The 26,016-nt window shown below is 77.0% G+C and carries 24 protein-coding genes and 3 pseudogenes; 9 read left to right on the top strand and 18 right to left on the bottom strand.

Annotation, left to right across the window (positions count from 1 at the left end; genetic code table 11):
- Window positions 1-9: 9 nt before the first annotated feature.
- A complete protein-coding gene (locus Sfr03f_RS05360; protein WP_108952523.1) occupies window positions 10-660 on the bottom strand; it encodes a 2'-5' RNA ligase family protein in 651 nt (216 codons plus the stop codon).
- 340 nt (window positions 661-1,000) lie between these two features.
- Here Sfr03f_RS05360 and Sfr03f_RS05355 point away from each other — a divergent pair, with 340 nt between their 5' ends.
- Window positions 1,001-1,657, top strand: coding sequence for a hypothetical protein (locus tag Sfr03f_RS05355; protein WP_108952522.1), 657 nt, complete (start codon window positions 1,001-1,003; stop codon window positions 1,655-1,657).
- 22 nt (window positions 1,658-1,679) lie between these two features.
- Here Sfr03f_RS05355 and Sfr03f_RS05350 read toward each other — a convergent pair whose 3' ends face one another.
- The 3 genes from Sfr03f_RS05350 to Sfr03f_RS05340 all read right to left on the bottom strand — a co-directional run bounded on the left by Sfr03f_RS05350 (window position 1,680) and on the right by Sfr03f_RS05340 (window position 3,582).
- Window positions 1,680-2,042, bottom strand: a complete 363-nt coding sequence (locus Sfr03f_RS05350; protein ID WP_170145051.1) for a helix-turn-helix domain-containing protein — start codon at window positions 2,040-2,042, stop codon at window positions 1,680-1,682.
- A gap of 59 nt (window positions 2,043-2,101) precedes the next feature.
- Window positions 2,102-2,365, bottom strand: coding sequence for a thiamine-binding protein (locus tag Sfr03f_RS05345; protein WP_108952520.1), 264 nt, complete (start codon window positions 2,363-2,365; stop codon window positions 2,102-2,104).
- Between the two features lie 104 nt (window positions 2,366-2,469).
- The gene (locus tag Sfr03f_RS05340) at window positions 2,470-3,582 is read right to left on the bottom strand and encodes a hypothetical protein (RefSeq protein ID WP_108952519.1); all 1,113 of its coding nucleotides are present in this window, start codon (window positions 3,580-3,582) and stop codon (window positions 2,470-2,472) included.
- 157 nt (window positions 3,583-3,739) lie between these two features.
- Here Sfr03f_RS05340 and Sfr03f_RS05335 point away from each other — a divergent pair, with 157 nt between their 5' ends.
- The 4 genes from Sfr03f_RS05335 to Sfr03f_RS05320 all read left to right on the top strand — a co-directional run bounded on the left by Sfr03f_RS05335 (window position 3,740) and on the right by Sfr03f_RS05320 (window position 8,471).
- Window positions 3,740-3,967 (top strand): hypothetical protein, encoded by a 228-nt coding sequence (locus Sfr03f_RS05335; protein WP_108952518.1) that lies wholly within the window; start codon window positions 3,740-3,742, stop codon window positions 3,965-3,967.
- A gap of 230 nt (window positions 3,968-4,197) precedes the next feature.
- Window positions 4,198-4,506: a hypothetical protein gene (locus tag Sfr03f_RS05330; protein WP_108952517.1), complete on the top strand. Its 309-nt coding sequence runs from the start codon at window positions 4,198-4,200 to the stop codon at window positions 4,504-4,506.
- Between the two features lie 179 nt (window positions 4,507-4,685).
- On the top strand, window positions 4,686-5,348 hold the full coding sequence (locus tag Sfr03f_RS05325) for a hypothetical protein (protein ID WP_108952516.1): 663 nt from the start codon (window positions 4,686-4,688) through the stop codon (window positions 5,346-5,348).
- A gap of 180 nt (window positions 5,349-5,528) precedes the next feature.
- Window positions 5,529-8,471 carry a helix-turn-helix transcriptional regulator gene (locus Sfr03f_RS05320; RefSeq protein WP_372514302.1) on the top strand — a complete coding sequence of 981 codons (2,943 nt, stop codon included), beginning with the start codon at window positions 5,529-5,531 and terminating at the stop codon, window positions 8,469-8,471.
- Between the two features lie 81 nt (window positions 8,472-8,552).
- On the opposite strand, the pseudogene Sfr03f_RS05315 reads toward Sfr03f_RS05320, so the two are convergent.
- Both Sfr03f_RS05315 and Sfr03f_RS05310 read right to left on the bottom strand, forming a co-directional pair.
- Window positions 8,553-8,888, bottom strand: a pseudogene (locus Sfr03f_RS05315) (TetR/AcrR family transcriptional regulator); the annotation flags it as partial.
- A gap of 139 nt (window positions 8,889-9,027) precedes the next feature.
- Window positions 9,028-10,068 (bottom strand): DUF2382 domain-containing protein, encoded by a 1,041-nt coding sequence (locus Sfr03f_RS05310; RefSeq protein ID WP_108952514.1) that lies wholly within the window; start codon window positions 10,066-10,068, stop codon window positions 9,028-9,030.
- Window positions 10,069-10,281: 213 nt separating this feature from the next.
- Here Sfr03f_RS05310 and Sfr03f_RS05305 point away from each other — a divergent pair, with 213 nt between their 5' ends.
- The 4 genes and pseudogenes from Sfr03f_RS05305 (at window position 10,282) to Sfr03f_RS05290 (ending at window position 13,165) form a co-directional block, all read left to right on the top strand.
- Window positions 10,282-11,151 (top strand): polysaccharide pyruvyl transferase family protein, encoded by an 870-nt coding sequence (locus Sfr03f_RS05305; protein ID WP_245967404.1) that lies wholly within the window; start codon window positions 10,282-10,284, stop codon window positions 11,149-11,151.
- A 141-nt stretch (window positions 11,152-11,292) separates the two neighbouring features.
- Complete coding sequence (locus tag Sfr03f_RS05300) at window positions 11,293-11,715, top strand: DUF6153 family protein (protein WP_108952513.1); 423 nt, start codon at window positions 11,293-11,295, stop codon at window positions 11,713-11,715.
- A 112-nt stretch (window positions 11,716-11,827) separates the two neighbouring features.
- A pseudogene (locus Sfr03f_RS05295) lies at window positions 11,828-12,447 on the top strand (DUF305 domain-containing protein).
- Between the two features lie 175 nt (window positions 12,448-12,622).
- Window positions 12,623-13,165, top strand: a complete 543-nt coding sequence (locus Sfr03f_RS05290) for a DUF4396 domain-containing protein (RefSeq protein ID WP_108952512.1) — start codon at window positions 12,623-12,625, stop codon at window positions 13,163-13,165.
- A gap of 24 nt (window positions 13,166-13,189) precedes the next feature.
- Here the strand turns inward: Sfr03f_RS05290 and Sfr03f_RS05285 are convergent, their stop codons facing one another.
- The 12 genes and pseudogenes from Sfr03f_RS05285 to Sfr03f_RS05235 all read right to left on the bottom strand — a co-directional run bounded on the left by Sfr03f_RS05285 (window position 13,190) and on the right by Sfr03f_RS05235 (window position 25,842).
- A complete protein-coding gene (locus Sfr03f_RS05285) occupies window positions 13,190-13,933 on the bottom strand; it encodes a histidine phosphatase family protein (protein ID WP_245967403.1) in 744 nt (247 codons plus the stop codon).
- Between the two features lie 157 nt (window positions 13,934-14,090).
- A complete protein-coding gene (locus Sfr03f_RS05280) occupies window positions 14,091-14,999 on the bottom strand; it encodes a glycosyltransferase family 2 protein (RefSeq protein ID WP_108952511.1) in 909 nt (302 codons plus the stop codon).
- Window positions 14,996-15,886 (bottom strand): glycosyltransferase family 2 protein, encoded by an 891-nt coding sequence (locus tag Sfr03f_RS05275; RefSeq protein WP_108952510.1) that lies wholly within the window; start codon window positions 15,884-15,886, stop codon window positions 14,996-14,998. Before Sfr03f_RS05275 ends, Sfr03f_RS05280 begins: the two co-directional genes overlap by 4 nt.
- 197 nt (window positions 15,887-16,083) lie before the next feature.
- Window positions 16,084-17,031 (bottom strand): annotated as a pseudogene (locus Sfr03f_RS05270) (glycosyltransferase family 9 protein); the annotation flags it as partial.
- Complete coding sequence (rfaE2, locus tag Sfr03f_RS05265; protein WP_108952508.1) at window positions 17,028-18,692, bottom strand: D-glycero-beta-D-manno-heptose 1-phosphate adenylyltransferase; 1,665 nt, start codon at window positions 18,690-18,692, stop codon at window positions 17,028-17,030. The gene rfaE2 and the pseudogene Sfr03f_RS05270, both read right to left, overlap by 4 nt.
- The gene (locus Sfr03f_RS05260; protein WP_218028123.1) at window positions 18,685-19,425 is read right to left on the bottom strand and encodes a D-sedoheptulose-7-phosphate isomerase; all 741 of its coding nucleotides are present in this window, start codon (window positions 19,423-19,425) and stop codon (window positions 18,685-18,687) included. Before Sfr03f_RS05260 ends, rfaE2 begins: the two co-directional genes overlap by 8 nt.
- Entirely contained in the window at window positions 19,425-20,666 is a 1,242-nt protein-coding gene (locus Sfr03f_RS05255) for a glycosyltransferase (protein WP_108952507.1), read from the bottom strand. Before Sfr03f_RS05255 ends, Sfr03f_RS05260 begins: the two co-directional genes overlap by 1 nt.
- Window positions 20,663-21,613, bottom strand: a complete 951-nt coding sequence (locus tag Sfr03f_RS05250; RefSeq protein ID WP_108952506.1) for a glycosyltransferase — start codon at window positions 21,611-21,613, stop codon at window positions 20,663-20,665. The genes Sfr03f_RS05255 and Sfr03f_RS05250 overlap by 4 nt, the downstream gene beginning before the upstream one ends.
- Window positions 21,610-22,614, bottom strand: coding sequence for a glycosyltransferase family 9 protein (locus tag Sfr03f_RS05245; protein WP_108952505.1), 1,005 nt, complete (start codon window positions 22,612-22,614; stop codon window positions 21,610-21,612). Before Sfr03f_RS05245 ends, Sfr03f_RS05250 begins: the two co-directional genes overlap by 4 nt.
- A complete protein-coding gene (locus tag Sfr03f_RS30500) occupies window positions 22,611-23,171 on the bottom strand; it encodes a D-glycero-alpha-D-manno-heptose-1,7-bisphosphate 7-phosphatase (protein WP_170145036.1) in 561 nt (186 codons plus the stop codon). Before Sfr03f_RS30500 ends, Sfr03f_RS05245 begins: the two co-directional genes overlap by 4 nt.
- On the bottom strand, window positions 23,168-24,220 hold the full coding sequence (locus Sfr03f_RS05240; RefSeq protein ID WP_170145035.1) for a glycosyltransferase family 2 protein: 1,053 nt from the start codon (window positions 24,218-24,220) through the stop codon (window positions 23,168-23,170). The genes Sfr03f_RS30500 and Sfr03f_RS05240 overlap by 4 nt, the downstream gene beginning before the upstream one ends.
- Window positions 24,217-25,842, bottom strand: a complete 1,626-nt coding sequence (locus Sfr03f_RS05235; protein WP_108952504.1) for a carbamoyltransferase family protein — start codon at window positions 25,840-25,842, stop codon at window positions 24,217-24,219. The genes Sfr03f_RS05240 and Sfr03f_RS05235 overlap by 4 nt, the downstream gene beginning before the upstream one ends.
- Between the last annotated feature and the right edge of the window lie 174 nt (window positions 25,843-26,016).

Here is a 26,016-nt window from a genome sequence, read left to right as displayed (position 1 = left end):
CACCGGGCGTCAACAATTTGTTGAAGAATGGCCGGCCGGCCCGCCGTCCCCCCGGCCTAGGGGCAAGCGCAGCCACTGCCGCCACGCGTTGCCGTCGTACGCCACCAGGTCGACCGCCGACACGCGTTCGGTCAGCGGAAGGTGGGGGGCGAGCGCCGCCTCGATCAGGTCGTGCTGCCGCGCGTCCCCGCTGTTGGCGACGGTGACATGGGGGTCGAGGTCCCCGAACAGCCCGTCGTACGGGCGATGTCCGGGCCAGCGCGCGGTGACGGCCGCGGTGAGCGCGCGCAGCGGGGCGTCCGGCTCGGGGCGCAGCCACAGGACGCCGGGGAAGCGGGCGCATCCGGTGAAGCGGAGCTCGAAGGGAGGGTGCGCCGCGAAGACGTGAGCGAGGGCGGCCCGGGCGGCGCCGTCGACCCGCTCGCGGGGCAGGAAGGGGAACAGGACGGTCGCGTGGGCGGTGCCGCCGTGTCGGGCCGCGGTGTCCCAGGCGCGCCGCCAGGGGGCGACCAGGCGGTCGAGGCCGGGCAGCGGGACGCTCAGCGAGGTGGTCCCGACGGCGACCGGCCAGCCCTCGTCCTCCGCCGCGTCGGCCTCACCGAGCCGGCCGCCGGCCGAGGGGGCACGGGACACCCCGGGGGACGTGACACGGCGCTGCATGGCGTTCACGATAGCGCGGGGCCGGTGCCGCACCGCTGCGGCCTGCGGTCCCTGGCGAGGGTGGTCCCGCCCGCGCCGGACGCTCCCACCACGGCTACCTGGTGTTCCCCGAGGCGCTTCGGGGCGGGCCTTCGGCCTCCCGGCCGCGGGAGCGCACCTGACCGGCCGGTCGCCGCACCCGCCGGGTCACCCGCCCGTCCCGGTCGGCATGCGCCGCCGCGCGCCGGACGGCACAGTGGGGCCGGCAGCGGCCTCGTGCGGCGGCGGCGCACCTCGCGCGAGGGGTCCGGCCCGGATCGGCCGCGCGGGAGGCTCGTGCCACGGGCCGACGGGAGGACAGATGCACGACAAGCCGCTGAGCAGGGTCACCGGGAGACTACGGCGCAGGCGGGGCGACGCACACGCGGCTCGCGGCGGTACGGGCCCCGACGCGTTCGGGCTCGACGAGGACAAGGCCAACCGGTTCGCGGCCGGCACGCTGGGGCCCGAGGACGAGGCGAGGCTGGCCGAGGAGGTCGCCGCGCTCCTCCCCCGGCGCTGGTCCCTCTCGCCGCGCGCCAAGGAGCTCCTGAGCCAGGTGAACGACCGGGTCGGGGGGCACCGCCGGTTGCTGGAGTGGCTGGACGGTCATCCGGGGCTGCCCCGCCTGACGGCCCGGCTCCTCGCCCTCACCGAGAATCTGGACCACTTCGGCGAGAACACCGCCGTCGTCGACGCGGTGCGCGCCCACCGCGGCCGCTCGCCGCTCCCGGCCGAACTGCGGGACGTCCTGCCGCCGGCCACCGACGAGGAGACACTCCCCGACATCGCCCAGCGCCTCGAGCAGTTGCTCGGTGACCGCCGTACGCAGGACGCGACACGGCTCGCCCTGGCCACGACCGACTGGCTGGGGAACCTCGCCCGGGGGGTGGCGCCCGACTCGCCGGAGGTCACCGAGATGAGCGAGCTGATGTTGCACCTCCACACCGATGTCGACCGGGCGGCCGCCACGTCCTGAGCCGGGGGTCAGCGGGCTGGGGTCAGCCGGCCGGGGGCCGGCCCGGCTCCTCGCCCCGTCCACGCTCCGCGGCCCTCTCCCCGTGCGCCCGGTTGAGGTAGTTGTAGACGGTGAACCGGCTGACGCCCAGCGCGCCCGCCACCGTCTCGACGCCGTGGCGGACGGCGAACGCGCCGCGGGCCTCGAGGGTGCGGACCACTTCCTGCTTGGCCCTGCGGTCGAGTGCGGCGAGCGGCGTGCCGGCGGTGCGCTCCATGGCGGCCAGCACGTGGTCCAGCGACTCGGCGAGCTGCGGCAGCCGGACGGCGACCGCTTCGGCCCCCTCCCAGCGCAGCACCACGTCGTCCGGGCCCGCCTCCTGCGGGGGCAGCAGCACGGCGCCCATGGCGTCGGCCAGCGGCCGCACCGCGTCGACGAACCGCTCCCGCGCACTCCCGGCGGCGCTCACCCGGCCTCCCCCGCGGCGGCGTCCAGCACGTTGACCTGGAGCGTGACGCGCGACGCGCCGGCCTCCAGGGAGCGGCGCAGCACGGCGTCGACCGCGGCGAGCACGGCCTCGGCGCCGCCCTCGGCGGTGGTGCCGAACGGTCCGACGTCGACGGCTTCCAGCCCCTGGGCCCTCTCGACGGCCTCCCGGGCCGCGACCGCGTGGCCGGGGACCTCGTCGAGGTCGAACGGCTCGGTCGTGAACTCCACCCGCACACGCATTCCTGCCCCCAGAGCAGCCTGAGCACCGGGCCGGACGTCCGCGCCCGGCCCGGCGGCGACTCTAACCGACGGTCGCCGGCCCGCCGCCGGCCCCGGCGACCGGGTCAGATGCGGGAGAACACCCCGCACTCGCCTCCGGCGCCGACGGCGCCGCTGCGGTCGTAGGGGTCGACGGTGGCTCCGCCGGAGGGCGCGGCCCCGTGCGGGTCGGAGGGGAACTCGGGGTGCGCCCATCCGTCGGCGGTGCCGCAGCCCCCGTTGCTCCACTGGCTGTCGTACCGCTTGATCATGAGCTTGCCGGGGGTCGCCACGACGCGCTCCGGGTCGGGCATCTCCAGCCTCAGCACCCGGCGCACCACGGCCCGCGTCACCTCGGTGGAGTCCTCGTCGGCCCGGGTCACCGGGTAGACGAAGGTGTAGTCGGCGGTGATGGAGAGGGCTCCGCGCTCGCCCTCCTCCAGCGTCGTCCGGCCGCGGGCGCGGACCCGGTCGCCGACGACGCGGGTCTCCTCGGGATCGAACCGGCTGAAGAGCAGCAGCGGGTTGTCCTCCTCGCCCGGGTCGCGCAGCGACGTCCGCAGATCGTCCAGGAGCTCGGGCTGCAGCGGGTCCAGGACGCCCAGCGCCGCCTTCGGCTGCGCTCCGCGCAGGGTGGCGGGGGCGACGTTGGCGTCGACCAGCAGGGTGCGGGTGCCCTCGAGGGCGCGCGCGACCTGCTGCCGCGAGAAGACGCCGGTCGCCTTCGCGGGCGGCATCACGACGCTCTCCGCGCCCTCCTGCCAGCGGGCGGCCGGGGACCCGGCGAAGGGGTCCTCGAGGGTGGCCGCGCCGGGCGCCGCGCCCGGCGCGGCCGTGGGGGCGGCGGTCTCGGCGGGCAGCCGCCGGGCGGTGGCGGGATCACCCGTCGCCGGGCCGTCGCCCCACGGGTGTCCGGGGAGGAGGGACGGGTTGAGGGCGAGCACGGCCAGACCGAGGACCACCACGCCGGCCAGGGCGGCCTTGACGCGACGGTGGCGGGCGGCACGTCTGCGGTGGCCGCCGAGGTCCGCGGGGGTGCGCCACCCCTGCGGCAGCTCGCCCCGCGCCTCCTGTTCCCTGAGCCGCGCGGTGACCATCCGGGCCCGCGCCGAGGGCTCCTTCGGCGCGTCCGCCGCGGTCCCCTCGGCGCTCTCCCGCAGGAACCGGGCCAACTCCTCGTCGGACAGGTGCTCGGACACGGCCCTCCCCCTCCCTGGTCGCCTCCCGTGCGCGACCGAAGATCCAGTGCGGCAGGTTAGGGCACGCGCGTCCGACCGGCGGCACGGGGTAGGCCGTCGGGCGGGGCCGCGGACCGCCCGAGGTGCGCGGCCCGCCGCGCCGCAGCAGCCTGGGGACATGAACCGACCGCACATCGTGGTGCATCCGCCGGGGCTCGACGGCTCCCGCCGGGTCACCGCCGACGACGAGGCCCTCGGCGTCGCCTCGCACCTGGACGACGTCCGCGAGATCCTCCGGCTGTCCGACCTCGACGTGGGGGACGTCGAGACCGGCGACCGGATCGACTGGCAGGGCGGAGGACCCGGACAGTGGCCCGGCCTCGAGGAGCATCACGACCTCGAATAACCTGCTGCCGTAAGCCCGTTGACGCCTTCCGGCGACTGCGGCGCAACCTCAAATCAACCTCTGAGAACGCCTTCGCCTCTTCAACGAACCTGTGCCCGGGCCGCATTGTGGTGTCAACGAGGTCCGCCGGCACGGGGGCGGCGGACCTCGCTCCGGCCACGGGGGAGCCGGGGAACGGGGGATACGCCACGGGGGGACACGGCGAGGGCGACGGGGGACGTCCGCTCGACGTGTACCGCATCGCCGTGCCGCGCGGGGGCGACCGCGCGGCCGTGACGGCAGCGGTCGTGGCGATGCACGGGCGCGGCCCGGCCGAGGCGGCGGAACCGGGGTTCCTGAGGAACACCGGTCCGCTGTCCGGCCGGGCCGCGCACCCGTTGGAGAAGGCGGTCCACGCCGCGCCGTACCGGCCGCCGGCCTTGCTCGAGCCGACGGAGCGCGCCCGGGTCCGGGAGTGCGGGGGCGGGCACGACGCGGGCGGACACCGCGGCGGCGGCTCCGGCTGCGGCTGCGGCTGCGGCTGCGGCTGCGGCCGGTGAACCCCGGACCGCCCGCGTCGCACGGCACGGGTGCGCGAGCGCACGCCCCGCGGCGAACGGAAACCGACCACCGTGCCCGGTAACCGGCGAAACATCGCCGAAAGCCCGTCAAGGAACGGACACGCGGCCCGCGCCGGGCGCACCATGGGAGTCCGACCGCATCACGTCCTGGAGTGGCCATGTCCGAGAGGGTTCCGGTGCGTTGCCCGGCCTGCCGGCGGGAGCACGTCTACCGGGTACCGACGTTCCCCTGCGCCTGCGGCACTCCGGTGGCCCCCGCGCTGGACGTCTCGGGCGAACCGACCCGGCTGACCCGGCGGGTCTGGCACGAGAGCTGGGTGACCGTGCCCTGCCCCCGCTGCTCGCTGCGCAGCCAGTGGCCGTGGCCGGAACTGGGCTGTCCCTGCGGGGCCGTGCTGCGGCTCCCGCTGCTCGTCCCGGGGGACGCCGGCGGGCCCTCGGCGGCGCGGCCGGCCTTCCAGCCGGTGACCATCCGCACGCCCCTGGACGCGGTCACCGCGGCGGCGCTGTACCTGCGGTGGCTGGGGCACCCGGACGTGCGCCGGGCCGACCAGCGGCCGCCCTCCGGTGTCGCCCTCGCCGCGCGCGGGCTGATCGCCCACGTCGACCCGGGCCCGCGGACGGCCTCCACCCGTGAGGTGGAGTGCCTGTGGCTGACCGCGATGAGCGAATCGGCGCAGGGCGTCCACTTCTCGCTCGCCGGGTACGACCCGGCGGCCCTGGACCTCGCCGAGCGCCTGTCCACGCCGCTCTTCCTGCTGGACCGCACCGGAATGCCGCAGGCGGTCAACGGCGCGGCGGACACGCTGGCCGAAGGCTGACCGTCCACCCCGCCACCGCCGGAGCCGGTATATGACCGGACTCCGCCCTTTTCTTTTCCCCATTTTCAATTACGCTCCGGCCGGACGACCGGAGTTTGCGCAGAACGCCCGGATACCTCCCGCCCGATAAGCGCCGCACGTTGCTTACCATTGACCAGAACACGACATTCGAGGGGAGCGGTGACCGTGCCACACGACGTCCAGGATCTCGCCGACCACCGCTCCGACCGGACGAACGACCAGGTCATCGGGCAGGAGGAGCTCTTCGCGGCGGCCCGGCGAAGACTCGCCCAGGGCGGAGGCGTACTGCTCCACGGACCGGCCGGAATCGGCAAATCGACGGCGCTGCGGGCACTGACCGCCGAATACGCCGGAAAGTCGCGGACGGTCCTGCGCTGTTCGGCCACCGAGTCGGAATCCCACCTCCCCTTCCTGGCCATCGCCGACCTCCTCGGCCCCGTCCTGGATCGGGTCGCCGACCGTCTGCCGGACACCCAGCGCTGCGCGCTGGAGGCCGCTCTCACCGGGCACGGCGAGGCGGTGCTCCGGCCGGACGGCCACCACGGGCTGGCCCTGCGCCTGGCCGTCCTGGCCGCCTTCCGCGCGCTGGCCGCCGACGGGCCTGTGCTGGTGGTCGCCGACGACCTGCAGTGGCTGGACCGCGCCAGCACCGAACTGCTCGGCTTCGCCGCCCGCCGGATCAACGGCACCCGGGTGCGGATGCTCTGCGCGCTGCGCACCCAGACGCCCGGCGGACCGGACGTGAACGACTGCCTGCGCGGGCTGCCGCACGACTCGGAGGCCCTGCGGGTCGCGCCGCTGGACCGCGGGCAGATCTCCGCCCTGCTGGCCCGCCGCGGCCACCGGTCGCTGCCGCGTTCGACGGTGCGGGCCATCGGCGCGGCCAGTGCCGGCAACCCGATGTTCGCCCTGGAGCTGGGGCGCGCGCTCGCGGAGAGCCCCACTCCGCCCCGGCCGGGCGAGCCGCTGCCGGTGCCGACGTCGCTGCGCGCGCTGCTGCTGGGGCGGCTGGACCGGCTGCCCGCCGAGACCCGCCGGACGCTGCTGGTGGCCGCCGCCGGGGCACGCCCGACCCTGGCGCTGCTGCACGCCGCCGGACGGACGGACGCCGAGGCGGACGTCGCCCGTGCCTGCGCGCTGGGGGTACTGGTCGCCGATCCGGAGAACCACACCGTCCGCTTCACCCACCCGCTGGTGCCCTCCGCGCTGTACGCCGCGGCCGACGGGCCCGAGCGGCGGGCCGTCCACGCGGCGCTGTCACGGGTGGCCTTCGACCCCATCGACCGGGCCCGGCACCTGGCCCTGGCCACGGCCGGGGCCGACCCGGAGGTCGCCGCGCGGCTCTCCGAGGCGGCCGGTCTCGCCCGCGACCGGGGCGCCCCCTCGGTGGCGGCCTCGCTGGGACTGCTGGCCGCACGGCACGCCCCGCAGGACGCCGGTCACTCCCCCGACGCGTACCGGCTGCGCGCCGCCGAGGACGCGCTGACCGCCGGCGAGACCGACCTGGCCCGCGACATCGCCCAGGACGTGCTCGGCCGGGCCACCGAGGCCGCCGAGCGGGTGCGGGCCTGGACGGTGGTGATCGACGCGGCGGGTCAGGCGCTGAGCGAGGTGGACGCCGTCTTCCCGCAGGCGCTCGCCGACGCGGGGGACGATCCGCGCCTGCTCGGGCTGGTCCACCACCGGCTGGCCTGGCAGGCGCTGCTGGTGGAGGGCGACAGCGGCCGGGCCCGTCAGGAGGCGGCCCTCGCCGCCCGGCTCGCCGCGGCCGGCGGGGACCGGAACACCGAGCTGCTCTCGCTGGCGTTCCAGGCCCACATGGAGGTGCTGCGCGGCCACCCGGACGCCCCCGCCACGATCGCCCGCGCCCTGGAGGCGCCGCAGGACGACGCGCTGGCCTGCGACCACAACGGCGCCGGAGCGGTGCACTGCCGCTGGACGATGATGAGCGACCGGCTGGACGAGGCCCGGTCGACCGTCACGGCGCTGCTGCGGGGCGCGCGGCGGCGCGGCATGGTCGAGGCCGAGGTGCAGTACCTGCGGCTGCTGGCCGAGACGGAGTTGGCCTCGGGGCACTGCGGCCGGGCGGTCGACCTCGCCCGGGAGTCGCTGCGGCTGGCCCGGGACACCGGGATCGGCGAGGCCGCGGCCGGCGCGCTGGCGGCGCACGCGGAGGCGTCCGGCGGCGACCCGGCGCGTGCCGTGGAGCTGGCCGAGGAGGCGGTGCGCACGGCGGAACGGGACGGCGACCAGATCTTCCTGGCGCACACCCTCGCCGCCCTGGGTCACGTCCGGCTGGTCAGGGGCGACGCGGCCGGGGCGGTGGAGGCGCTGAGCCGGGTGCGCGCCCTCGAGGCGGGCGTCGGCATCGACGACCCGGCCGGCGGCCGCTGGCACGGAGACCTCGCGGAGGCGCTGGTGCGGACCGGGCAGACCCAGGAGGCGCGGCGGCTGGTGGAGGAGACCCGGGCCCGGGCGGTCCGGCTTCGCCGGGAGGGCGTGCTGGCGGTGCTGGACCGCGCGGAGGCGCTGGTGCGGAGCGCGGAAGGGGACGCGGAAGGGGCGGAGTTCCTGCTGACGCGGTCGCGCGAACGGCTCGCCCTGCTGGGACGGCGGCTCTCGGAGGGCCGCACGCTGCTGGCCCTGGCCGAACTGCTCACCCGCACCGGGCGCGGCGGGGCGGGCGCCCGCGAAGAGGCGGGGCGGCTGTTCCGCCGGTGCCGGGCGCTGCCGTGGCTGCGGCGGGTGGAGGCCATGGCGGCCGCGGACACCGCCGCGTCCGCCGGGCCGGCCCTCGCGGCGGGCCCGGGCGGCGGGCCTTCCGCCGTCCACGCGGGACCCGCTGCCCGCGTCCCGGGCGCCGCCGGCGGCCCGGGCGGGACGGCGGGCGGCGGGGTCGCGCTGCTGGAGGGGCTCGCCGCGATGGAGCGGCAGGTCGCCGGGCTGGTCATGGAGGGCGCCACCAACCGGGAGATCGCGGGTCGGCTGTACGTCAGCGTGAAGACGGTGGAGGCGACGCTCACCCGCGTCTACCGCAAACTCGGCATCCGCTCCCGCATCGACATCGTCCGCCTCACCGCCAACCACCCGGCCGGCGGCTGACGTCCCCTCACCCGGCGCCCCCGCCGCGGCTCGCGCCCTTTCCGGTGCCCGCCGGAACGCCGGTCAGAGCACGGCGAGCCGGTCCACCAGGAACATCGCGTCGTGGACCGCCGGGTCGTCCTCGGCGAAGGCGAGGTAGGCGCGCGCGAGGGCGGTGACCCGGGCGCGCAGACCCTCCGCGGAGCGGGCCGCGGCGCGCAGCAGCGCGGCCATCCCGGGGGCGCCCGCGCGGGCGACGGCTCCGATGATCCCCCGCTTGCCGCGGAAGTGGCTGGAGAGGACGGGTCGGCTGTACTCGATGCGCTCGGCCGGCCGCCGGGTGGTGACCGCGTCCCGGCCCTGCTGCCCGGCGAGTTCGCGGGCCGTCGCCACGATCGGGCACAGGGCGGGCCGAGGGAGGGGAAACCCTCGGTCCACCCCGCAGGGCAGTCCCTCATGTGCGCCGGGCGGGCATCCTCCTAGGCTGACCTCGTCCCCGAACGGGCCGCAGACCGGGGGGCGTTGCGGACGACCACGAGCGACCCGCAGCGCCCCCCATCCACGTGGGGAAGAACTGTCACCTTCCCCCCTTCCGGTGCTTGCCGCGGCCGCTCTCACCGCTCAGGCCGCCCGCGTCGACGCCCGGCGTGGCGTCCGTGCCGGTGGCCTCCATGCCCTCCGACTCGATCCGCTCCTTGCGGACGCGGCCGGTGACGGTGCGGTTCTGGACCCGCTCCTCGGTGGTGAGCTTGACCCGCTCGACCGGGACCACCTCGGTCTCGATCACGGGCCGCTCGGCGTGGAGCGTCACCTCGAACTCCGCCTCCTTGAGCGGCTCGCCGGAGAGCGCCGAGGAACGGTTGGCGTCGGTGATCGGCTCACGGACGACGCGGACCTCCTCGTACCGCAGCGGCACGCTCTGCTGCACCTCTTCGGTGTCGACGTACTTGTGCAGCCTGGCGCGGCCGCTCTCCTGACGTTCGACACGTACGTGCATGCGCTCCTCGGAGCGCGTCATCGCGTTCTCGGCCGTCTCCTGGCCGAGGCCGCCGCCGGCGGCGCCGGAACGCGCACGGGCCTCGGCACCGGGGGTGCGCCCCTCGGCTCCGGTACCCCGCGCGTAGGCCCGGCCGGAGTCGTCGACGCCCTCGCCCTTGCGGCCGCGTGCGGAGGCCTTGCCGGCGATTCCTCCGGCCACACCCCCGGCCGCACCTGCCGCGCCGGCCGTCCCCTTGTCCATGCCGCTCCGGCCGGACGCCGCGTTCTTGTCCTGGCCCGTGGACTGCTCCCAGGGCTGGTCCCACTTGACGCCGTAGTACTCGTACAGACGGTGCTCCTCCTCGCGGGAGAGGTGACCGCCGCTGTCCACCACGACGTCGGGGGCGTCCTTGACCTTGTCCTTGGTGTACGGCACCTCGAGGTGGTCCTCCACCAGCGAGGCGTCACGGATCGGGACGAAGGTCTCGCCGCTCCCGAAGAGACCGGTCTTGACGCTCACCCACTCCGGGCGGCCGGTCGCGTCGTCGAGGAAGACGTGCTTGGCCTCGCCGATCTTCGTGCCCGTGCCGTCGTACACCGGATGGTCGAGGACAGCGGGGATCTGGTCTCGGGTGATCATTTCATCACCCTCCTTCCACACTCGGCTCGCCCAACGGGTAGACACGGACAAACGGCGCGAAACGGCCTTTCGGTCGCGAAGTCGTCGGATGTCCCGGTAAACGGCCGCTCCTCGACGCTTGACGCGGGACGGAAGGGGCACCCGCCACGCACTGTGCGTACGAGCGATGACGGCGCGCACCCGCCGGAGGCGGGGTGGCCGCGACGGATCCTGGTGACCGGGTGGTTCAGCTTCCTGCACGGGGAGGCCACCGCCGGGGACCTGCTGGCCCTGGACCGCGTGCGGGAGGTGCTGGACGGGGCCGGACTGCCGTACGACGTGGCCTGGAGTCCCGGCTTCCGGCCCGGGGAGCTCCCGCTGGAGCGTGCCGACCCGCGGGCGTACTCCCACCTCGTCTTCGTGTGCGGGCCGCTGCACGGGCCGCAGATCGAGCAGCTGCACGAGCGGTACGCGCGGTGCGTGCGGGTGGCGGTGGGGGTGTCGGTGATCGACCCCTCCTCCCCCGCGGTGCAGGGCTTCCACCGGGTGCTGGCACGGGACGCCTCCGGCGCGGCGGCGCCCGACCTGGCGGCCCGGGCCCCGGTCCCGGACCCGGTTCCGGTGGTCGGGGTGGTCCTCACCCACGGCCAGCACGAGTACGGCGGGCGGCGGCTGCACGAGGTGGTGGCGGAGACGGTCACCGGCTGGCTCGCGGGCGTGGACTGCGCGCGGCTGGACCTGGAGACCCGGCTCGACTCCCGGGACTGGCGCCTGGCCGCCACGCCGGGGCAACTGGAGTCGTTGCTGCGCAGGCTGGACGTGGTGGTCACCGACCGGCTGCACGGCCTGGTGCTGGGGCTGCGGTCGGGCGTGCCGGTGCTCGCGGTGGATCCCGTGGCCGGCGGGGCGAAGGTCTCGGCGCAGGGGCGGGTGTGGGGGTGGCCGGCGGTGGTGCCGGGCGAGCACGTCTGCGCGGAGGGCCTGGACCGCTGGCTCCACTGGTGCCTCTCGCCCGAGGGCCGCACCGCGGCGGCGACCATCGCCGGCTCCACCGCCCGCGACCCCGCCGACACCCTGCTCGCGGCCCTGCACCACGAAGCCTGACGCCCGAAGGCCCGGGACCACGAGGCCTGACGACGCCCGAGGGCCCGGGGCCACGAGGCCTGACGGCGCCCGGAGGCCCGGGGCCCGGGTCGGTCGCGGGGGTATGAGGGACGTGCCGGGCGGGGGTCGTACGATGGGCGGGTGATCACCGGCCTCGGCACGTGCCACCGCCCCACGGGGCGGCTGCTCGCGCTGCTGGTGCTCGCGGTCCTGGCCGGGCTGTTCGGCATGCACGCCCTCGCCCCCGGCGGCGGGCTCGACCGCCCGCACACCGGGTCGCACGGCACGGCGGCGGCCCACGGCGAGCGGGTCGCCCACCGCGCGGCGGAGACCGCCGACGCCGCAGCCCACCAGGGTCACGGGCAGGGATCCGGCCACCTGAGCCACGCGGACGACACCTGCGCCGCCGCCCAGGCGGCATCCCCGTACACCCCTCCCCCCCTCGCCGGAACTCCGGCCGCACCGTCGGCCGCCGCCCCGGCCCGCCCCCTGGGCGTCCCCGCCTCGGCCCTGCCCGTCCGGGCGCCCCCCGACCTGGCCGAACTGCAGCTCCTGCGGATCTAGACAGCCCCGCACGGCACCCCGCGCCCCACTCGCGCGCATACCCCCCGGGGGTCCGGTGCCGCGCCGCCGCCTGTCACGCCTCAGATCCCTACGCACCAGGAGTCGCACCACCATGCCCGACAAGCGTTCCACGATCCGCCGCGCCGCCGCCCTCGCCGCCGCCGGCGCCGGCCTCCTCGCCCTGACCGCCTGTGGCGGGGGCCGGGACCACGACCCCGCCGGACACGGCGCTCACTCCCCCGCCGCGGTGACGGCCTCCCCGGGGCGGCCGGACGCCGCCGACGTCGCCTTCGCCGTCGGCATGATCCCGCACCACCGGCAGGCGGTGGAGATGGCCGCCCTCGCCCCGAGCGGGCGGCGTCCGCCGAGGTCAAGCGCCTCGCCGCGGAGATCGAGAAGGCCCAGGACCCGGAGATCACCACCCTGTCCGGCTGGCTGAGGTCCTGGGGCGAGGAGGTCCCCTCCGCGGACGCCGGCGGCCACGCCGCGCACGGCGGCACCGGCGGGATGATGTCCGCCGAGGAGATGGAGGCCCTTCGCGAGGCCTCCGGTCCGGCGTTCGACGAGGCCTTCCTGCGCATGATGATCGAGCACCACGAGGGCGCCGTCGCCATGGCCCGGACGGAGCGGGCGGACGGTTCCCACCCGCCGGCCCGGCGCATGGCCGCGGACATCATCGACTCCCAGTCGTCGGAGATCGAGCGGATGAAGGACCTCCTCGGCCGTAACTGACCGGCCGCGAGCACCTGTTGTCACCCGGTGGGGCGGGCGTCGCGCACCGCGGCGTGCGCCCCACCGGCGTGTCACGAGCTCGCCCCCTTCCTGCCGGAATACCCCCTGGGGGTATATGGTTCGGGTGTGCGGGGCCGGGAGACGGGCCCCGTCCGACAGCGAGGGGAGAACGGTCATGGAGCACACCGGGCACCACTCCGGTGACGCCCACGGGGCGCACGGGGGCCACGCCGGTCATCACGCCGGGCATCACGAGGGGCACCATCACACGCCCCGCCCGGGGGCGACCTGGGCCATGGCGGCGAAGGCGACGCTGCACTGCCTCACCGGCTGTGCCGTGGGCGAGATCCTCGGCATGGTCATCGGCACGGCGCTGGCCTGGGGGAACGTGCCGACCATGGTGCTGGCGATCGGGCTGGCCTTCGTGTTCGGCTACTCCTTCACCCTGTTCGGGGTCCGCAGGGCCGGCCTGGAGCTGCGGGCGGCGGTCAAGGTTGCGCTGGCCGCCGACACGGTCTCCATCGCCGTGATGGAGCTCGTCGACAACGGCATCATCGCCCTGACCCCCGGGGCGATGGAGGCGCAGCTCTCGGACGGCCTGTTCTGGTCGGCGCTGCTGGGCGGCTTCGCCGTGGCCTTCCTGGTCACCACTCCGGTCAACAAGTGGATGATCGGCCGCGGCAAGGGCCACGCGGTCGTCCACGCCCACCACCACTGACGCCGTGCGGGCCGGGACGGCCCGTCAGGCGAGGTCCGCCGTGGCCAGGTGGGCGGTGTCGCCCCAGGTGACCGGGCGCAGGCGCCGCCCGTCGCCGTCCCAGTGCGACACCGAGGCGTTCGGCACCGGTGGCGGCGGCTCGGGCGCGGCGGCCCCGATCCCGGCGAGGACATGACGCAGGGCCACCAGCACCCCGTCGTGCGCGACGACCAGGACGCGCCGTCCCGGTGCGGCGGCGGCCAGGTCGGAGACGAACTGGCCGACGCGGACGGCGACGTCGGTGAAGGCCTCCCCGCCGGGCGGCCGGTAGTACCAGTCCCCCAGCAGCTCCCGGCGGGCCGCCTCCTGCGGCGCCCGGGCGCGCAGCGCGGTCGCGGGGTGCAGCTCGAAGACGCCCATCTCCCGGTCCCGCAGCCGCTCGTCCACCAGCGCGTGCGGCTGCGGCACACCGAGCTCGGCGGCGCGGGAGGCCATCAGCTCCCAGGTCCGCCGGGCGCGCAGGTAGGGGGAACACACGACCAGGTCGGGGCCTCCTGCGGGGGCCGGTGCGGCCAGCCAGGCACCCAGCGCGCGGGCCTGCGCCGCTCCCAGGGCGGTCAGCGGGACGTCCCGGTCGCGGCCCGGCACGGGCTCCGTGGAGTGCGACGCCTCCGCCGCGGCGAAGGCCACGTTGGCCGTGCTCTGCCCGTGCCGCACGGCCCACAGGCCGGCCAGGGCGCAGGGCGGCGCCAGGCCGTCCGGGGCGCCGGGGACGGGGGGCCGCGTCACGCCGGGCGCTCGCGTCGCACCGGGTGCTCGCGTCGCGCCGGGTGCTCGCGTCGCGCCGGGCCGGTCCTGGGCAGATCCATACGCGTGCTCCTCACGGGACGGCCTCAGGCCCAGGGTAGGTCCGCGCGGGGCCGCGCGGGGCCCGGAACCGCCGCCGTCATCCGGTGTACCGCCGTGCCCGCGACGCCCGTTGGGAGGCCTCCAGCAGCACGAGACGGGACTCGACCGTCGCCGGGAGCACCCGCCGCTCCCGCACCACCCACGGCAGCCCGGCCGCGGCGAGGGCGAAGCCGCGCAGCGAGGCCGCGTCGCGCGGCACGGTCCGCGCCAGGTGCAGGGTGCGCCGCAGCGCCGCGCGCGCCGGACGCCGCAGCCAGGTGAACCACAGGGTGTTGCGGATGCCGTGCGTGCGCCGCAGGGTGGAGTCGCGTGCGGCGGACGCCCGGTGGTGGATGGTGAGGGAGTCGGCGTAGACCAGCCACCATCCCGCCGCCGCGAGGTCCACGGCGAGCAGTTCCTCCTCGCCGCCGAGCCACAGGCGCGGTGAGAACCCGCCGGCCGTCCGGAACGCGTCGGTGCGCAGCACGGTCGCCGCCGCGAGGAACGAGCCCAGTGCGGGTCCCGGCAGCCAGTCGGGTCCGGGGACGGGCGAGTCCCGCAGCTCGGCGACGATGGGGTCCTCGGCGCCTCCCGGCTCCACGAGGATGCGGGCGGTCACCGCGGCGACGCCCGGGAACCGGTCCAGCAGGTCGGCGGCGCCGCGCAGCGAGCCGGGCTCCCACCAGGTGTCGTCGTCGCAGAACGCCACGTAGGGCGTGGTGACGTGACGCACCGCGAGGTTGCGGCCGACCGCCCCGAGGTTGCGGCCCGGACGCAGCAGCCGCACCTGCGGATGGCGGCGCGCGACGGCGGCGGCGGTGCCGTCGGCCGAGGCGTTGTCGGTGACGATCACCGGTGGCCGCTCGGGCAGTTCCGCCAGCCGGTCGAGCGTGTACAGGAGTTCGTCGCGCCGGTTGTGGGTGATGACCACGACGCTGACGCGGGGGTCGGCTCCGGAGGGGTTCACGCGCGGGCCCCGTCCAGCAGCCGGGCGGCGCGTTCGACGTGCGGCGGCAGCGGTGCGCGGGCCCGCAGCGCGCCCGGCAGCCGCACCAGCGTCCCGCGCAGGGCGTGCCGGGCGGGGCCGCCGTGCCGTGCCTCGACGGCGAGTTCGCGGGTGCGGGCCAGGGCGAGCGGCAGCGGCCGGCGCAGCCAGGCGGTCAGCACCTCGTTGCGCCGTTGCAGGGCGGTGCGGTGCGGTCGGGGCGCGGTGGCGGGGTGGTGGCGGGCGACCACGTCGGGGCAGTAGGTCACGCCCCAGCCGCGGGCCGCCAGGTCGTAGGCGAGCAGGGTCTCCTCGGCCCCGAAGAAGAGCACCCGGTGGTAGCCGCCGGACTCCAGGTAGGCGGTGCGGCGGGCGACGGCCGCACAGCCGAGGAAGCCGAGCACCTGGGTGCCGGGCAGGTCGGGGGCGGTGCCCAGCGGGGAGGCGGCGAGGACCTCGTTCATCGGGTCGTCCGCGCCCTCGGGGCCGACCAGGGTGCGGGCGGCGAGGAGCCCGAGCCGCGGGTGGGCCTCCAGGCGCCGGGCGGCGGCGGTCAGCGCGCCGGGCTCCCACCAGGAGTCGTCGTCGCTGAAGGCCACGTAGGGGGTCTCGAGCAGCCGTACCCCGAGGGTGCGGGCGGTGGCGCCCTGGTTCTCCGCCAGGGTGAGCGCCCTGACCTGTGGGAAGTCGCGGCCGATCATTTCCCGTGTGCCGTCTCGGGAGGCGTTGTCGACCACGACGACCGGCGGTCTCTCGGGCAGGGCGAGCAGGCGGCGCAGGGTGTGGGCGAGGCTGTCCTGCCGGTCGCGGGTGGCGATCACGACGCCGACGGCGGGGCCCGGGTCCTGGCGCGGGGCGGGAGCGGTCATGGCGTTCCGGTGGTCACGGTGGGGCCGGAGGGCGCGGCGGGGTCCGGGGGCGCGGTGGGGTCGGCGGGCACGGCACGGCCCGAAGGCGCGGCGTGGCCCGAGGGCGCGGCGTGGCCGGGACGTACGCGTGGTCGGGTGTCCGCGGGGCAACCGGGGCCGGTGGTCGGTCGCGCCGGCTCGTCGGCGGTGTCGCGCGCCTCCTCCGCCGGCAGCCGCCCGAAGGCGCCGACGACCTCGTCCACGGTGATCCGCAGCAGCCCCGGGTCGGGGCGGCGGGCGTGCGGGTCGCCGGGCGGGCCGGGGTGCCACAGGACCTGGTGGCGCGGCCGGCGGGGCGGTCCCCAGCGGGCGGGCGGGGTGGGCCCGAAGAGGGTGACGGACGGCGTGCCGTGGGCGACGGCGAGGTGGGCGAGACCGGTGTCGCCGCTGACGACGGCCCGCGCCGAGGCCACCAGCGCGGCCAGCTCGGGCAGCGGCAGCCCCCCGCCGAGCCGGTCGGCGCCGTCCAGCCCCGCGCCGTCGGCGACGGCGGCCACCAGGTCGTCCTCCCCCGGTCCCCCGGTGACCACCACCCGGTGTCCCCGCTCCCGCAGCGCGGCGGCCACGGCGGCGAACCTCTCGACGGGCCAGCAGCGGGCCGGGGATCCGGCGCCGGGGTGCAGGACGACCGCGCCGGGCGCCGGGGAGGCGGCCTTCGGGCGGGGCAGCCGGAGGTCGCCGGGGTCGGCGTCGACGCCGTACCAGGCGAGCAGGCGGCACCAGCGGTCGCGCTCGTGCTCCTCGGCGTACCACGGGGGTCCCTCGACGCCGGGGGTGTCCGGGTGCGCGAAGGCGAACAGGCGGGCGGGCCGCAGCGCGGCGAGCAGGCCGTGGCTGAGCGGGCCGTTGCCGTGCAGGTCGACGGCGAGGTCGGGCGGGGGCCCGGTCCAGTCGAGGGCGGCGGGCACGGCACGGCCCGCCGCGGAGGCGGGCAGCAGGCGGTCCACCGCGCCCGACTCCCGTGCGAGCGCGGCGAGTTCGGCCGGCGCGGCGAGGGTGATCTCGGAGTCCGGGTGGGCGCGGCGCAGGCCGCGCAGCGCGGGGATCCCGGCCAGCAGGTCCCCGAGGCCCAGGGCGCGCAGCACCAGTACGCGGTGGCGGGTCACCTCGGGCCTCCCGCGTCGCGTGCGGCGGCCACCGCGGCGGCGGCCCGGGCGGCGAGGCGGGTGGAGGACCGCCCGTCCAGGTAGGGCAGCAGGACGGCCTGGCCGCCCCACTCCTCGAGCAGGGCCGCCTCGGGCAGGTCGGCTCCGGCGTAGTCGCCGCCCTTGACCCACACGTCGGGGCGGAGCCGGGCGAGGAGCTGTGCCGGGGTGTCCTCGTCGAAGACGGCGACCGCGTCGACGCAGGCGAGCGCCTTGAGTACGCGGACCCGGTCGGCCAGCGGGTTGACCGGGCGGCCGTCGCCCTTGCGGCGGCGCACCGAGGCGTCGGAGTTGACGCAGACGACGAGGCAGTCGCCGAGGCGGCGGGCCTCCTCGAGCAGGCCGACGTGACCGGCGTGCAGCAGGTCGAAGCAGCCTCCCGCCGCCACCACGGTCCCGCCGGCCGCGCGGACCCTCCCGGCCAGGACACACGGGTCCTCGTCCCCGGCCGGGGGCGCGGGGCGTGGGGCCCGGCCTGGGCCGCGCGGAGCGGTGTCGTCCACGGCCCCTTCCACGGCGTCCGCCGCCGCCTGTCCCACGGCGTCCCCGATCGTCCCTGCCACGGTACCCTCCGCCGCCCCGGGCAGGACCCTTGCCGCCGCCCTTCCCACGGCAGCCCGCGCCGCCCGCCCGGGGGTGGCACCTTCCGGGGCGCCCTCCGCGGTCCCCGGAACGGCGGGTGCCTGCGTGTCCGCCCCGGCGGCCCCCGTCGTGGACGCGGGGGCGGCCTCCGTGTCCGCGGCGTCGACGCCGATCGCCCCCGCCGCGCCCGCGGCGACGAACCCGGTGGCGGCGGCGACCGCCCTGGCCACCGCCTCCTCCACCAGCGCGCCGTCCGCCAGGTGGCCGGCGGCGGTGGCGGCGAACCGGTCGCCGGCGCCGCAGGGGTCGCCGGCGTGGGCGGTGGGCGCGGGGAAGAGCAGGGGGTTGTCGCCGTAGGACAGCAGGGCGCCGCGCGAGCCCAGGGTGACCACGACGGCGGCGGCCTGCCAGGCACGGACCAGGGCGGCTGCGCCGCGGGAGACGGTGCGCAGGTCCTCCCCCGAGCCGCCCTCGGCGAACTGGCGGGCCTCCTTCTCGGCCGGGGTGACCAGCCGGGTCCCGGGGACCGGGGTGGCGCCGCGCGGATGGGGGTCCCACACCTCGGGCGGCCGCTCGGCGAGGGTGTCGCGCAGCGCCTCGGCGGCTCCGCGGCCGTAGTCGGAGACCAGGACGGCGTGCGCGGAGCGGATCGCCTCCCGGGCCTCCTCGGTGGCGCCGGCCGCCCGGCCGTCGCCGCGGTCGATCCGGGCCACCGGCCGGTGCTGGGCGAGCAGCCTGGTCTTCTCCGGCAGCGGGCCGGTGACGGGCAGCGCGATCACCCGCACCGCCGGTTCCAGCAGCCGCCGCAGCCGGCGGGCGGCGGGGTCGTCGCCGAGTCCGGTGACCAGCGTGACCGGCCGGCCGTCCTGGGCGGCGAGGTACGCGGCGAGGGCGGCGCCACCGGGGCGCAGCCTCTCGACGCAGTCGGCGACCACCGGCACGGGGGCGTCGGGCGCCAGCCGGTCGGCGGTTCCGACGAGGTCGCGGTCGAGCAGCGCGTCACCGACGACGACCAGCGGGGCGCTCACCTTCTCACTCATGCCGGCGGCCTCCGTGCGGCAGGTCGTCGGGGGTGCGCCGGATCAGCCCGGCCTGCAGGGCGTGCGGGCCTCCGCCGGCGCCGCGGGCGGGCACGCCCGTGCGGTCCGGGGCGGCGGCGGCCCCGGCGCGGCGGCGGCCCTTGGCGCCCCAGCCGCGTTCCAGGGCGGCGTCGAAGGCCTCGCAGACCATGTGCACGGCGACCAGGTGGAGTTCCTGCACGGTGGCGGTGGACGGCGCCTCCACGGCGAGCACCTCGTCGGCGGCGGCGGCCAGCGGGTTGGGGGCCGGTCCGGTAAGCGCCCACACGTGCAGTCCGGCCTCGCGGGCGGCCTCGGCGGCGGCCAGCAGGTTGGCGCTGGCGCCGCTGGTGGAGAGCAGCATCAGGATGTCGTCGTCGCGTCCGTGCGCGCGGACCTGGCGGGCGAACACCTCGTCGACACCGTAGTCGTTCGCGATGGCGGTGGTGCTGGAGGTGTCGGCGTGCAGGGCGATCGCGGAGAACGGGGGCCGGTCGTCGCGGTAGCGGCCGACGAGTTCGGCGGTCAGGTGCTGCGCCTGGGCGGCGCTGCCCCCGTTGCCGGCGGCGAGCAGCCGTCCGCCGCCGGTGAGGACGGCGGCGAGCAGCTCGCCCCAGCGGTCGACGGTGTGCGGGGCCCTGGCCCGGAAGTCGCCGAGGGCCTTGTCGAGGGCGTCGCAGTGGCCGCCCGAGGCGGAAACCGGTCGCATGTCCATCACGCCACCTCCGAGGAAGAGAGTTCGCGGCCCGCCGCCACCTGGCGGTAGACCTCTTCGACGCCGTCCGCGACGCGCCGCCAGGTGAAGCGGTCCAGCACGCGGGCGCGGCCCGCGGCGCCGTAGGCGCGGCGCAGCGCTTCGTCGTCGAGCAGTTCGCGGGCGGCCCGGGCCAGCTCCGCGGGGTCGTCGGGCGGGACCAGCCGCCCGGTGGCGCGGTCGGCGACGCTGTCGCGGTGTCCGCCGACGTCGGTGGCGAGCACCGGGACGCCGCAGGCCATCGCCTCCAGCGGGACGATGCCGAAGGGTTCGTAGGAGGGGGTGCACAGCACCAGGTCGGCGCTGCGCATCAGGGCGGGCATCCGGTCGCGGGAGACCGCGCCGAGCATCCGGAGGCGGTCGGCGACACCGAGCTCCTCGGCGAGGGCGAGCAGCCGGGCCGCCTCGGGGACGGCGTCGGCGAGTTCCGGGGCGTTCTCGGTGCGGCAGGCGAAGGGGCCGCCCACCACGAGGAGTTCGGTGTCGGGGATCTCGGCCAGGGCGTGGATCGCCCGGTCGTAGCCCTTGCGCGGCACCAGGCGTCCGCAGGCCAACAGCCGCCGCCGGTGTCGGCGCGCGGGCGCGCCGGCCAGGTCGGGACCGGGCCGGAACTCGGTGGTGTCGACGCCGCAGGGCACCACCGAGACCCGGTCGCCCGGTACTCCCATGGCGGCGAGTTCGGCCACCTCGTCGGAGCAGGTGGCGATCACCCGGTCGCAGTCGCCGCCCAGGCGGCGTTCCAGCGACAGGCGCTGGACGGGGCTGGTGTCCAGGGCGCCCTGGTGCCGGCGCTTGACGGTGCCGAGGGCGTGGAAGGTCTGGACGACGGGGATGCCGTGCGGGCGGGCGCCGTCCCGGGCGGCGAGTCCGGACATCCAGAAGTGGGCGTGCACCGCGTCGGGCCGCTCACGCGCCCAGACCCGGTCCAAGTGCTCGCCGAACTCCGGCATGTGCGCGAGGAGTTCGTCCTTGGGGATCGGTTCGGCCGGCCCGGCGGTCACGTGGTCGACGACGGTGCCGGCGGGCATCCGCACCCGGTCGGGCAGGCCGGGGTCGTCGCGGCGGGTGTGGACGGTGACGTCGTGACCGCGCCGGGCCAGTTCCTCGGACAGGCGGGCCACGTACACGTTCTGGCCCCCGGCGTCGGGTCCGCCGAGCGCGGCGAGCGGGCTGGCGTGCTCGGACACCATGGCGATCCTCATCGGGTCACCTCCTTCAGCAGCCGCTCCCAGTCGTCGAGGAAGCGGGGCAGCCCGTAACGGGCGAGCGCGGCCGTGCGGGCGCGTGTGCCCACGGCCCTGGCGTGGTCCGGGACGGCGACGAACTCCCGTACGGCGTCGGTCAGTACGTCGAGGCGGTTGGAGACGACTCCGGCGTCCTCGGGCACCGCCTCGGTCACCTCGGTGGTGGCGAGGGCGACCACCGGCATCCCCAGGTGCATGGCCTCCAGCAGGGAGAGCCCCAGGGAGGTCCAGCGGACGGGGTGCACGTAGACGCGGCGCCTGGCCATCTCGGCGTGCAGGTCGCGCTGGGCGAGTTCGTGGTCGCGGCAGCGGTCGGCGTCGACGCCGAGGGCTCCGGCGAGGCCATGGGTGCCCATGCCGAAGACGTCGAGCGGGGCGGCGTGCGCGAAGTGGGCGAGGAGGTCGGTGCCGGTGGTCCGGCCGCGGCGCAGCGGTTCGTTGACGACCACGGCGGCGCGCGGAAGTTCGCCGGTCCACAGCGGCCCGGGGTCGACGATGCCGTGTTCGATGACCGTGGCCGGCGTGGAACCGGCGTCCCACATCAGGCGGTTGAAGTGGGTGACGTGGACGAGGGTGACGCCGGGGAGGTCCGCGGCCGGGTGGCGGGTGTCGGGGACGTCGCCGGCGGGGGCGTTGTGCTCGAGGTAGACCATGGGCGGCCGGCGGCCGAGCCACCGGTCCACCAGCTCGATCTCGTGCGGCCGTTGCACGACGACGAGGTCGATCCCCGCCTCCCGCAGGTCCCGCGGGGGCAGCTCGACCACGGAGTCCGGCCAGTCGAAGGTCCGGGCCCGGCCGAGTCCGTCCGGTCCCCTGTCGGGGGTGACGGGCACGACGTAGGTGTGCGGGCCCTGGACGAAGGCGGTCGTCCACGAGCCGTGCACGTGCCAGATCAGGATCCTCATCGGGACACCATCACTTTCTCCACCGCGGCGAGCACGTCGAGCCCGGTCACCGTGTTCAGGCAGGGGTGGCCGGGGAGCGGACAGGTGCGGGCCCTGCTGCCGGCGCAGGGCGCCTCCTGGTCGCCGAGCAGGATGTGCGGGACGCCCCAGGGGCGCCAGCGTCCGGCGGGCACCACGGGGGCGAAGAGCGAGACCACGGGCGTGCCGACGGCGGCCGCGAGGTGGGCGGGGCCGGTGTTGCCGGTGACCACGGCCCGGGCCCGGGCGAGCACGCCGGCCAGGGTGGCGGCGTCGGTGCGGCCGCCGAGGTCGAGGCCGTGCCGGCTGGCCACCCGGGCGGTCAGCTCCCTCTCGCCGGGCCCGCCGGTGACCAGCACGCGGTGTCCGGCGGCGGCGAGTTCGCGGACCGCCTCGGCGCAGCGCTCGGGGGCCCAGGCGCGGGCCGGGACGCTGGCCCCGGGGTGCAGGACGACGTAGGGCTCGGGTCCGGTGAGCGCGCCGGTCTCCGGGGGCGGCAGGACGGCGAGGCGTCCGTCGTCGTCCTCGGCGGGCGGGAAGCCGGCGGCCTCGGCCAGCCGCAGCGCGGCCTCGGCCTCGTGGTCGTGGCCGGCACGGCGGTGGCGGACGTCGAGCAGGGCGCCCGGGTAGTCCTCGCTGTCGGCGGCGATGCGGCCGACCCCGGCCAGGCGCAGCAGCAGGGCGGTGGGCAGCGGCGACTGGTGGAAGGAGGTGAGGATCAGCGCGCTGTCGGCGCCGAAGGCGGCGATCCGGTCGGTGGTCCGCGCGATGTCGGCGCGGTCCACCGGGGGCGGCTGGAGGCCGACCCAGGGCGCGTCCCAGACGATCACCCGGTCCACGCCGGGCAGCAGCCGGGCGGCGGGCTCGCCGCGCGGGCCGCACAGCAGGGCCACCTCGTCGGCGTGCCGGGCGACCGCGCGCACGGCGGGCCCGGCGAGCAGCACGTCGCCGAAGCTGTCCAGCCGGACCACCAGGGCTCTCATGCCGGCCTCCCCGCCTCGACCGTCTGCCCGGCGCAGTCGAGGTAGGCGACCACCAGCCGGACCGCGCTCAGCAGGTCGGGGGCGACCACGGGAGCGGTCTCGATCTCCTCGGCGCGGGTGGCCGCCGTGGGCACCAGGACGGCGCGCGCCCCGGCCCGCCGTGCGGCCTCGACGTCGGCGCCGATGTCGCCGATCACCACGCAGCGTCCGGCGGGGAGGCCGAGGCGGGCGGCGGCGGACTCCACCATGCCGGGGGCGGGCTTGCGGCAGGGGCAGTCGTCGTCGGGGCAGTGCGGGCAGATCTCCCACACGTCGAACGGTCCGAGCACCTTCTCGACCTGGGCGTTGACGGTGTCGACCTGGGCCCGGGTGAGCAGGCCGCGGGCGATCCCGGACTGGTTGCTGATCACGCCGACGGGCAGTCCGCGCTCGCGCAGCAGGGCCAGCGCCTCGACGGCGCCGGGCATCGGGCGGACCCGCTCCGGGTCGCCGTTGTAGGGGACGTCCTCCACGAGGGTGCCGTCACGGTCGAAGAGGACGGCTGCGGCGGGGTTCACGGGCCGGCCACCTCCTGCCAGGGCCGGGCGTCGCGGTGACGCCACAGGCCTTCCAGCCAGTGGCGTGCGGCGGCGGGCGGGATGAGGACGCTGGTGACCAGCATGGTGACCACCTCGTCACGGGTGCGCGGCCCGGGTGCGATGCGCGCCCAGGCGAACTCGGCGGTGCCCAGCGCCCAGCCGAGGGCGGTGAGGGACGCGGCCTTCGGGCGTCCGGCGACGGCGAGCAGGCAGGCCGCCGCGCCGGCCGCGGTGATCGCCAGGTGGCGGCGGATCCGGCCGCGCGGGGCGGCCGCCTGCTTCCACCAGCCGGCGCCGTGCAGCCGCAGCATCAGCGCGTCGTCGGCGTTGCCGCGCTGCTGGCGCAGCGAGACCCAGCGGTCGGCGGGGCGCACCGGGTGGCGGGTGGTGCGCCGGCCCCGCCGGATCTGCCAGCCGGCGTCCAGGACGCGCAGCGCCAGGTCGGCGTCCTCGCGGAAGGCGCGGGGGAAGCGTTCGTCGAACCCGCCGACCTGCTTGAGCGCTTCGGCGCGGTAGACCATGTCGGCGGTGATCCACAGGGCCTGGGCGAGTCCGGCGGTGGCGCGCTCCCAGTCTGTGGGGCGGCGTTCGCCGGGCAGCGGCACGGCGATCACGCCCTGGATGCCGCCGGTGTCCGGTGCGGCGGTGGCCAGGTCCTCGGTGATCTGGTCGCGCCAGTGGGGGCCGACCTGGACGTCGTCGTCGAGGAAGGCGATCCACGGGGCGGCGGCCGCCCGGGCGCCGGTGTTGCGGGCCGCGGCCGGTCCCCGGCCGCCGCCGCGCAGCACGGTGGTGCGGGCCCTGAGGTCGCCGAGGACGGACAGCGGGTGCTCCAGGGCGGCCTCGTCGTCGGCGGCCGGCCCCGGGCGGTCGTCGACCAGGACGATCTCGGCCGGTTCGGGGCCGTGGGACGCGACCAGGGAGGCCAGGCAGTCGGCGAGGGTGTCGCGGACCAGGGTGGGGATCACCACCGCGTAGCCGGGCTCCCCGGCGTGGCCGCTGCCGGGCGTCCCGGCGGGGGCCGTCATCCGAACATCCTTCCGCGTCGGACGGCGAAGGGGCCGATGGCCAGCAGGTCGACGGGCGCGGAGCCGAAGCACTCCAGGGCGTCGCGCGGGTCGTCGACCATGGGCCGGCCGGCGGTGTTGAGGCTGGTGTTGACCACCACCGGCAGCCCGGTGCGGCGTTCGAAGGCGTGCAGCATGCGGGCGACCAGGGGCTCCCGGCGCTCCTCGACGGTCTGGATGCGGGCGGTGCCGTCGACGTGGACGACGGCCGGGATGCGGTCCCGCCAGGCCTCGGCGACCTCGTGCACGAACAGCATGTAGGGGCTGGGCAGCTGCCCGGTGAAGATCTCGGCGGCCCGGTCGGCGACGACCATCGGGGCGACGGGCCGGAACTCCTCGCGGCCCTTGACCTTGTTGAGGCGTTCGAGGTTCTCCGCGCGGCCGGGGTGGGCCATCAGGGACCGGTGGCCGAGCGCGCGGGGGCCGAATTCGCTGCGGCCCTGGAACCAGGCGACGACGCCGTCGCGGGCCAGTTCCTCGGCGACGGTCTCGGCGATGTCCTCGGGCTCCTCGAAGGGGACGGCCGCCTCCTGGAGGATCGCCCGCAGTTCGTCGTCGGACCAGCCGCGGCCGAGGTCGGCGCCGGGCATCGGCTCGGGGTTCTCGCTGAGGTGCAGGGCGCCGCCGAGGGCGGTGCCGGCGTCGCCGGCCGCGGGCTGCACCCAGACGTCACGGAACGGGCCCGTCGCGGCGATCCTCGCGTTGGCCACGCAGTTCAGGGCGACGCCGCCGGCCAGCGTGAGCGATTCGCCGCCGGCGGCGCCGTGCAGCCAGTGCACCAGTTCCAGCAGGACCTCCTCCAGCACCGCCTGGGCGCTGGCCGCGAGGTCGGCGTGGTCCTGGGTCCACGGCTCGTGCTTGCCGCGCGGCGGGGCGTAGGCCGCCCAGTCGACGCCGTGGGCGCGGAAGCCGCCGTCGCCGGTGGCGTGGACGTGCTCGCGCAGCCGCTGGTGGAAGCGGGGCTTCCCGTAGGAGGCGAGCGCCATCACCTTGAACTCGTCGCTGCTGCGCAGGAAGCCGAGGTGGGCGGTGAGTTCCTCGTAGACGAGGCCGAGGGAGTGCGGCAGCGCCTGGGTGGCCAGGATGTCCAGCTTGCCGTCGGTGTAGCGCCCGGCCAGGTGGGAGGAGGACTCGCCGCGGCCGTCGAGGACCAGCACGGCGCTGTCCGGGAACGGCGAGGCGGGCCCGGCGGAGGCGGCGTGCGCCACGTGGTGCGGGACGAAGACGACCCGGTCGGGGTCCAGGCCGGGCAGCGCCTCGGCGAGGAACTCCGGGGCGCGGCGCGCGTACTCGAGGCGCAGCGGGTCCCAGGGGTCGTCCAGGCCCATCCGGTCGGCCGGGCGGGCCAGCCGGGGGTCGAACGAGTAGGCGACCGCGTCCAGTTCCTCGGGGCGGACGCCGGCGTGCTCCAGGCACCAGCGGGCCGACAGCTCGGGGAGCTCCCAGGCGGAGAAGGGGACCGGGCGCTTGCCGTGCTTGCGTCGGCTGAAGCGTTCCTCCTCGGCCGCGGCGACCGTGCGGCCGTCGACCACCAGGGCGGCGGCGGGGTCGTGGAAGAGGGCGTTGATGCCAAGGATGCGCATGGAGTGCTCCGTCCCGGACGTGGGGTCGGGGTCTGGCGGTCTGTGCGGCGGGCCGTCCCTGCGGGCCCGGTTCCCGCCGCGCCGCACCTGGCGGCGCGGGGTGGGCGGGTGCCGAATCGGGGGGCGGCGAAACCCGGGGCGGGCCACTGTCACCCGGTTGGCGCGCCCGGCGCG

The organism is Streptomyces fragilis (assembly GCF_003112515.1).
In the GTDB taxonomy this organism is placed as follows: domain Bacteria; phylum Actinomycetota; class Actinomycetes; order Streptomycetales; family Streptomycetaceae; genus Streptomyces; species Streptomyces fragilis.
Note: the sequence above shows the minus strand (reverse complement) of the source record. Positions and strands in the feature narration are given on the sequence as shown.

What these genes read in the sequence shown, in the direction of transcription:
- Sfr03f_RS05355 (WP_108952522.1), top strand. Translation starts at nt 1,001, where the DNA reads ATGCACGACAAGCCGCTGAGCAGGGTCACCGGGAGACTACGGCGCAGG.
- Sfr03f_RS05240 (WP_170145035.1), bottom strand. Translation starts at nt 24,220, where the DNA reads ATGACGGCCCCCGCCGGGACGCCCGGCAGCGGCCACGCCGGGGAGCCC.
- Sfr03f_RS05255 (WP_108952507.1), bottom strand. Translation starts at nt 20,666, where the DNA reads ATGAGGATCGCCATGGTGTCCGAGCACGCCAGCCCGCTCGCCGCGCTC.
- rfaE2 (WP_108952508.1), bottom strand. Translation starts at nt 18,692, where the DNA reads ATGAGTGAGAAGGTGAGCGCCCCGCTGGTCGTCGTCGGTGACGCGCTG.
- Sfr03f_RS05350 (WP_170145051.1), bottom strand. Translation starts at nt 2,042, where the DNA reads ATGGGCGCCGTGCTGCTGCCCCCGCAGGAGGCGGGCCCGGACGACGTG.
- Sfr03f_RS05310 (WP_108952514.1), bottom strand. Translation starts at nt 10,068, where the DNA reads ATGATCACCCGAGACCAGATCCCCGCTGTCCTCGACCATCCGGTGTAC.
- Sfr03f_RS05275 (WP_108952510.1), bottom strand. Translation starts at nt 15,886, where the DNA reads ATGACCGCTCCCGCCCCGCGCCAGGACCCGGGCCCCGCCGTCGGCGTC.
- Sfr03f_RS05235 (WP_108952504.1), bottom strand. Translation starts at nt 25,842, where the DNA reads ATGCGCATCCTTGGCATCAACGCCCTCTTCCACGACCCCGCCGCCGCC.
- Sfr03f_RS05325 (WP_108952516.1), top strand. Translation starts at nt 4,686, where the DNA reads ATGTCCGAGAGGGTTCCGGTGCGTTGCCCGGCCTGCCGGCGGGAGCAC.
- Sfr03f_RS05360 (WP_108952523.1), bottom strand. Translation starts at nt 660, where the DNA reads ATGCAGCGCCGTGTCACGTCCCCCGGGGTGTCCCGTGCCCCCTCGGCC.
- Sfr03f_RS05245 (WP_108952505.1), bottom strand. Translation starts at nt 22,614, where the DNA reads ATGAGAGCCCTGGTGGTCCGGCTGGACAGCTTCGGCGACGTGCTGCTC.
- Sfr03f_RS05335 (WP_108952518.1), top strand. Translation starts at nt 3,740, where the DNA reads ATGAACCGACCGCACATCGTGGTGCATCCGCCGGGGCTCGACGGCTCC.
- Sfr03f_RS05345 (WP_108952520.1), bottom strand. Translation starts at nt 2,365, where the DNA reads ATGCGTGTGCGGGTGGAGTTCACGACCGAGCCGTTCGACCTCGACGAG.
- Sfr03f_RS05250 (WP_108952506.1), bottom strand. Translation starts at nt 21,613, where the DNA reads ATGAGGATCCTGATCTGGCACGTGCACGGCTCGTGGACGACCGCCTTC.
- Sfr03f_RS05260 (WP_218028123.1), bottom strand. Translation starts at nt 19,425, where the DNA reads ATGGACATGCGACCGGTTTCCGCCTCGGGCGGCCACTGCGACGCCCTC.
- Sfr03f_RS05290 (WP_108952512.1), top strand. Translation starts at nt 12,623, where the DNA reads ATGGAGCACACCGGGCACCACTCCGGTGACGCCCACGGGGCGCACGGG.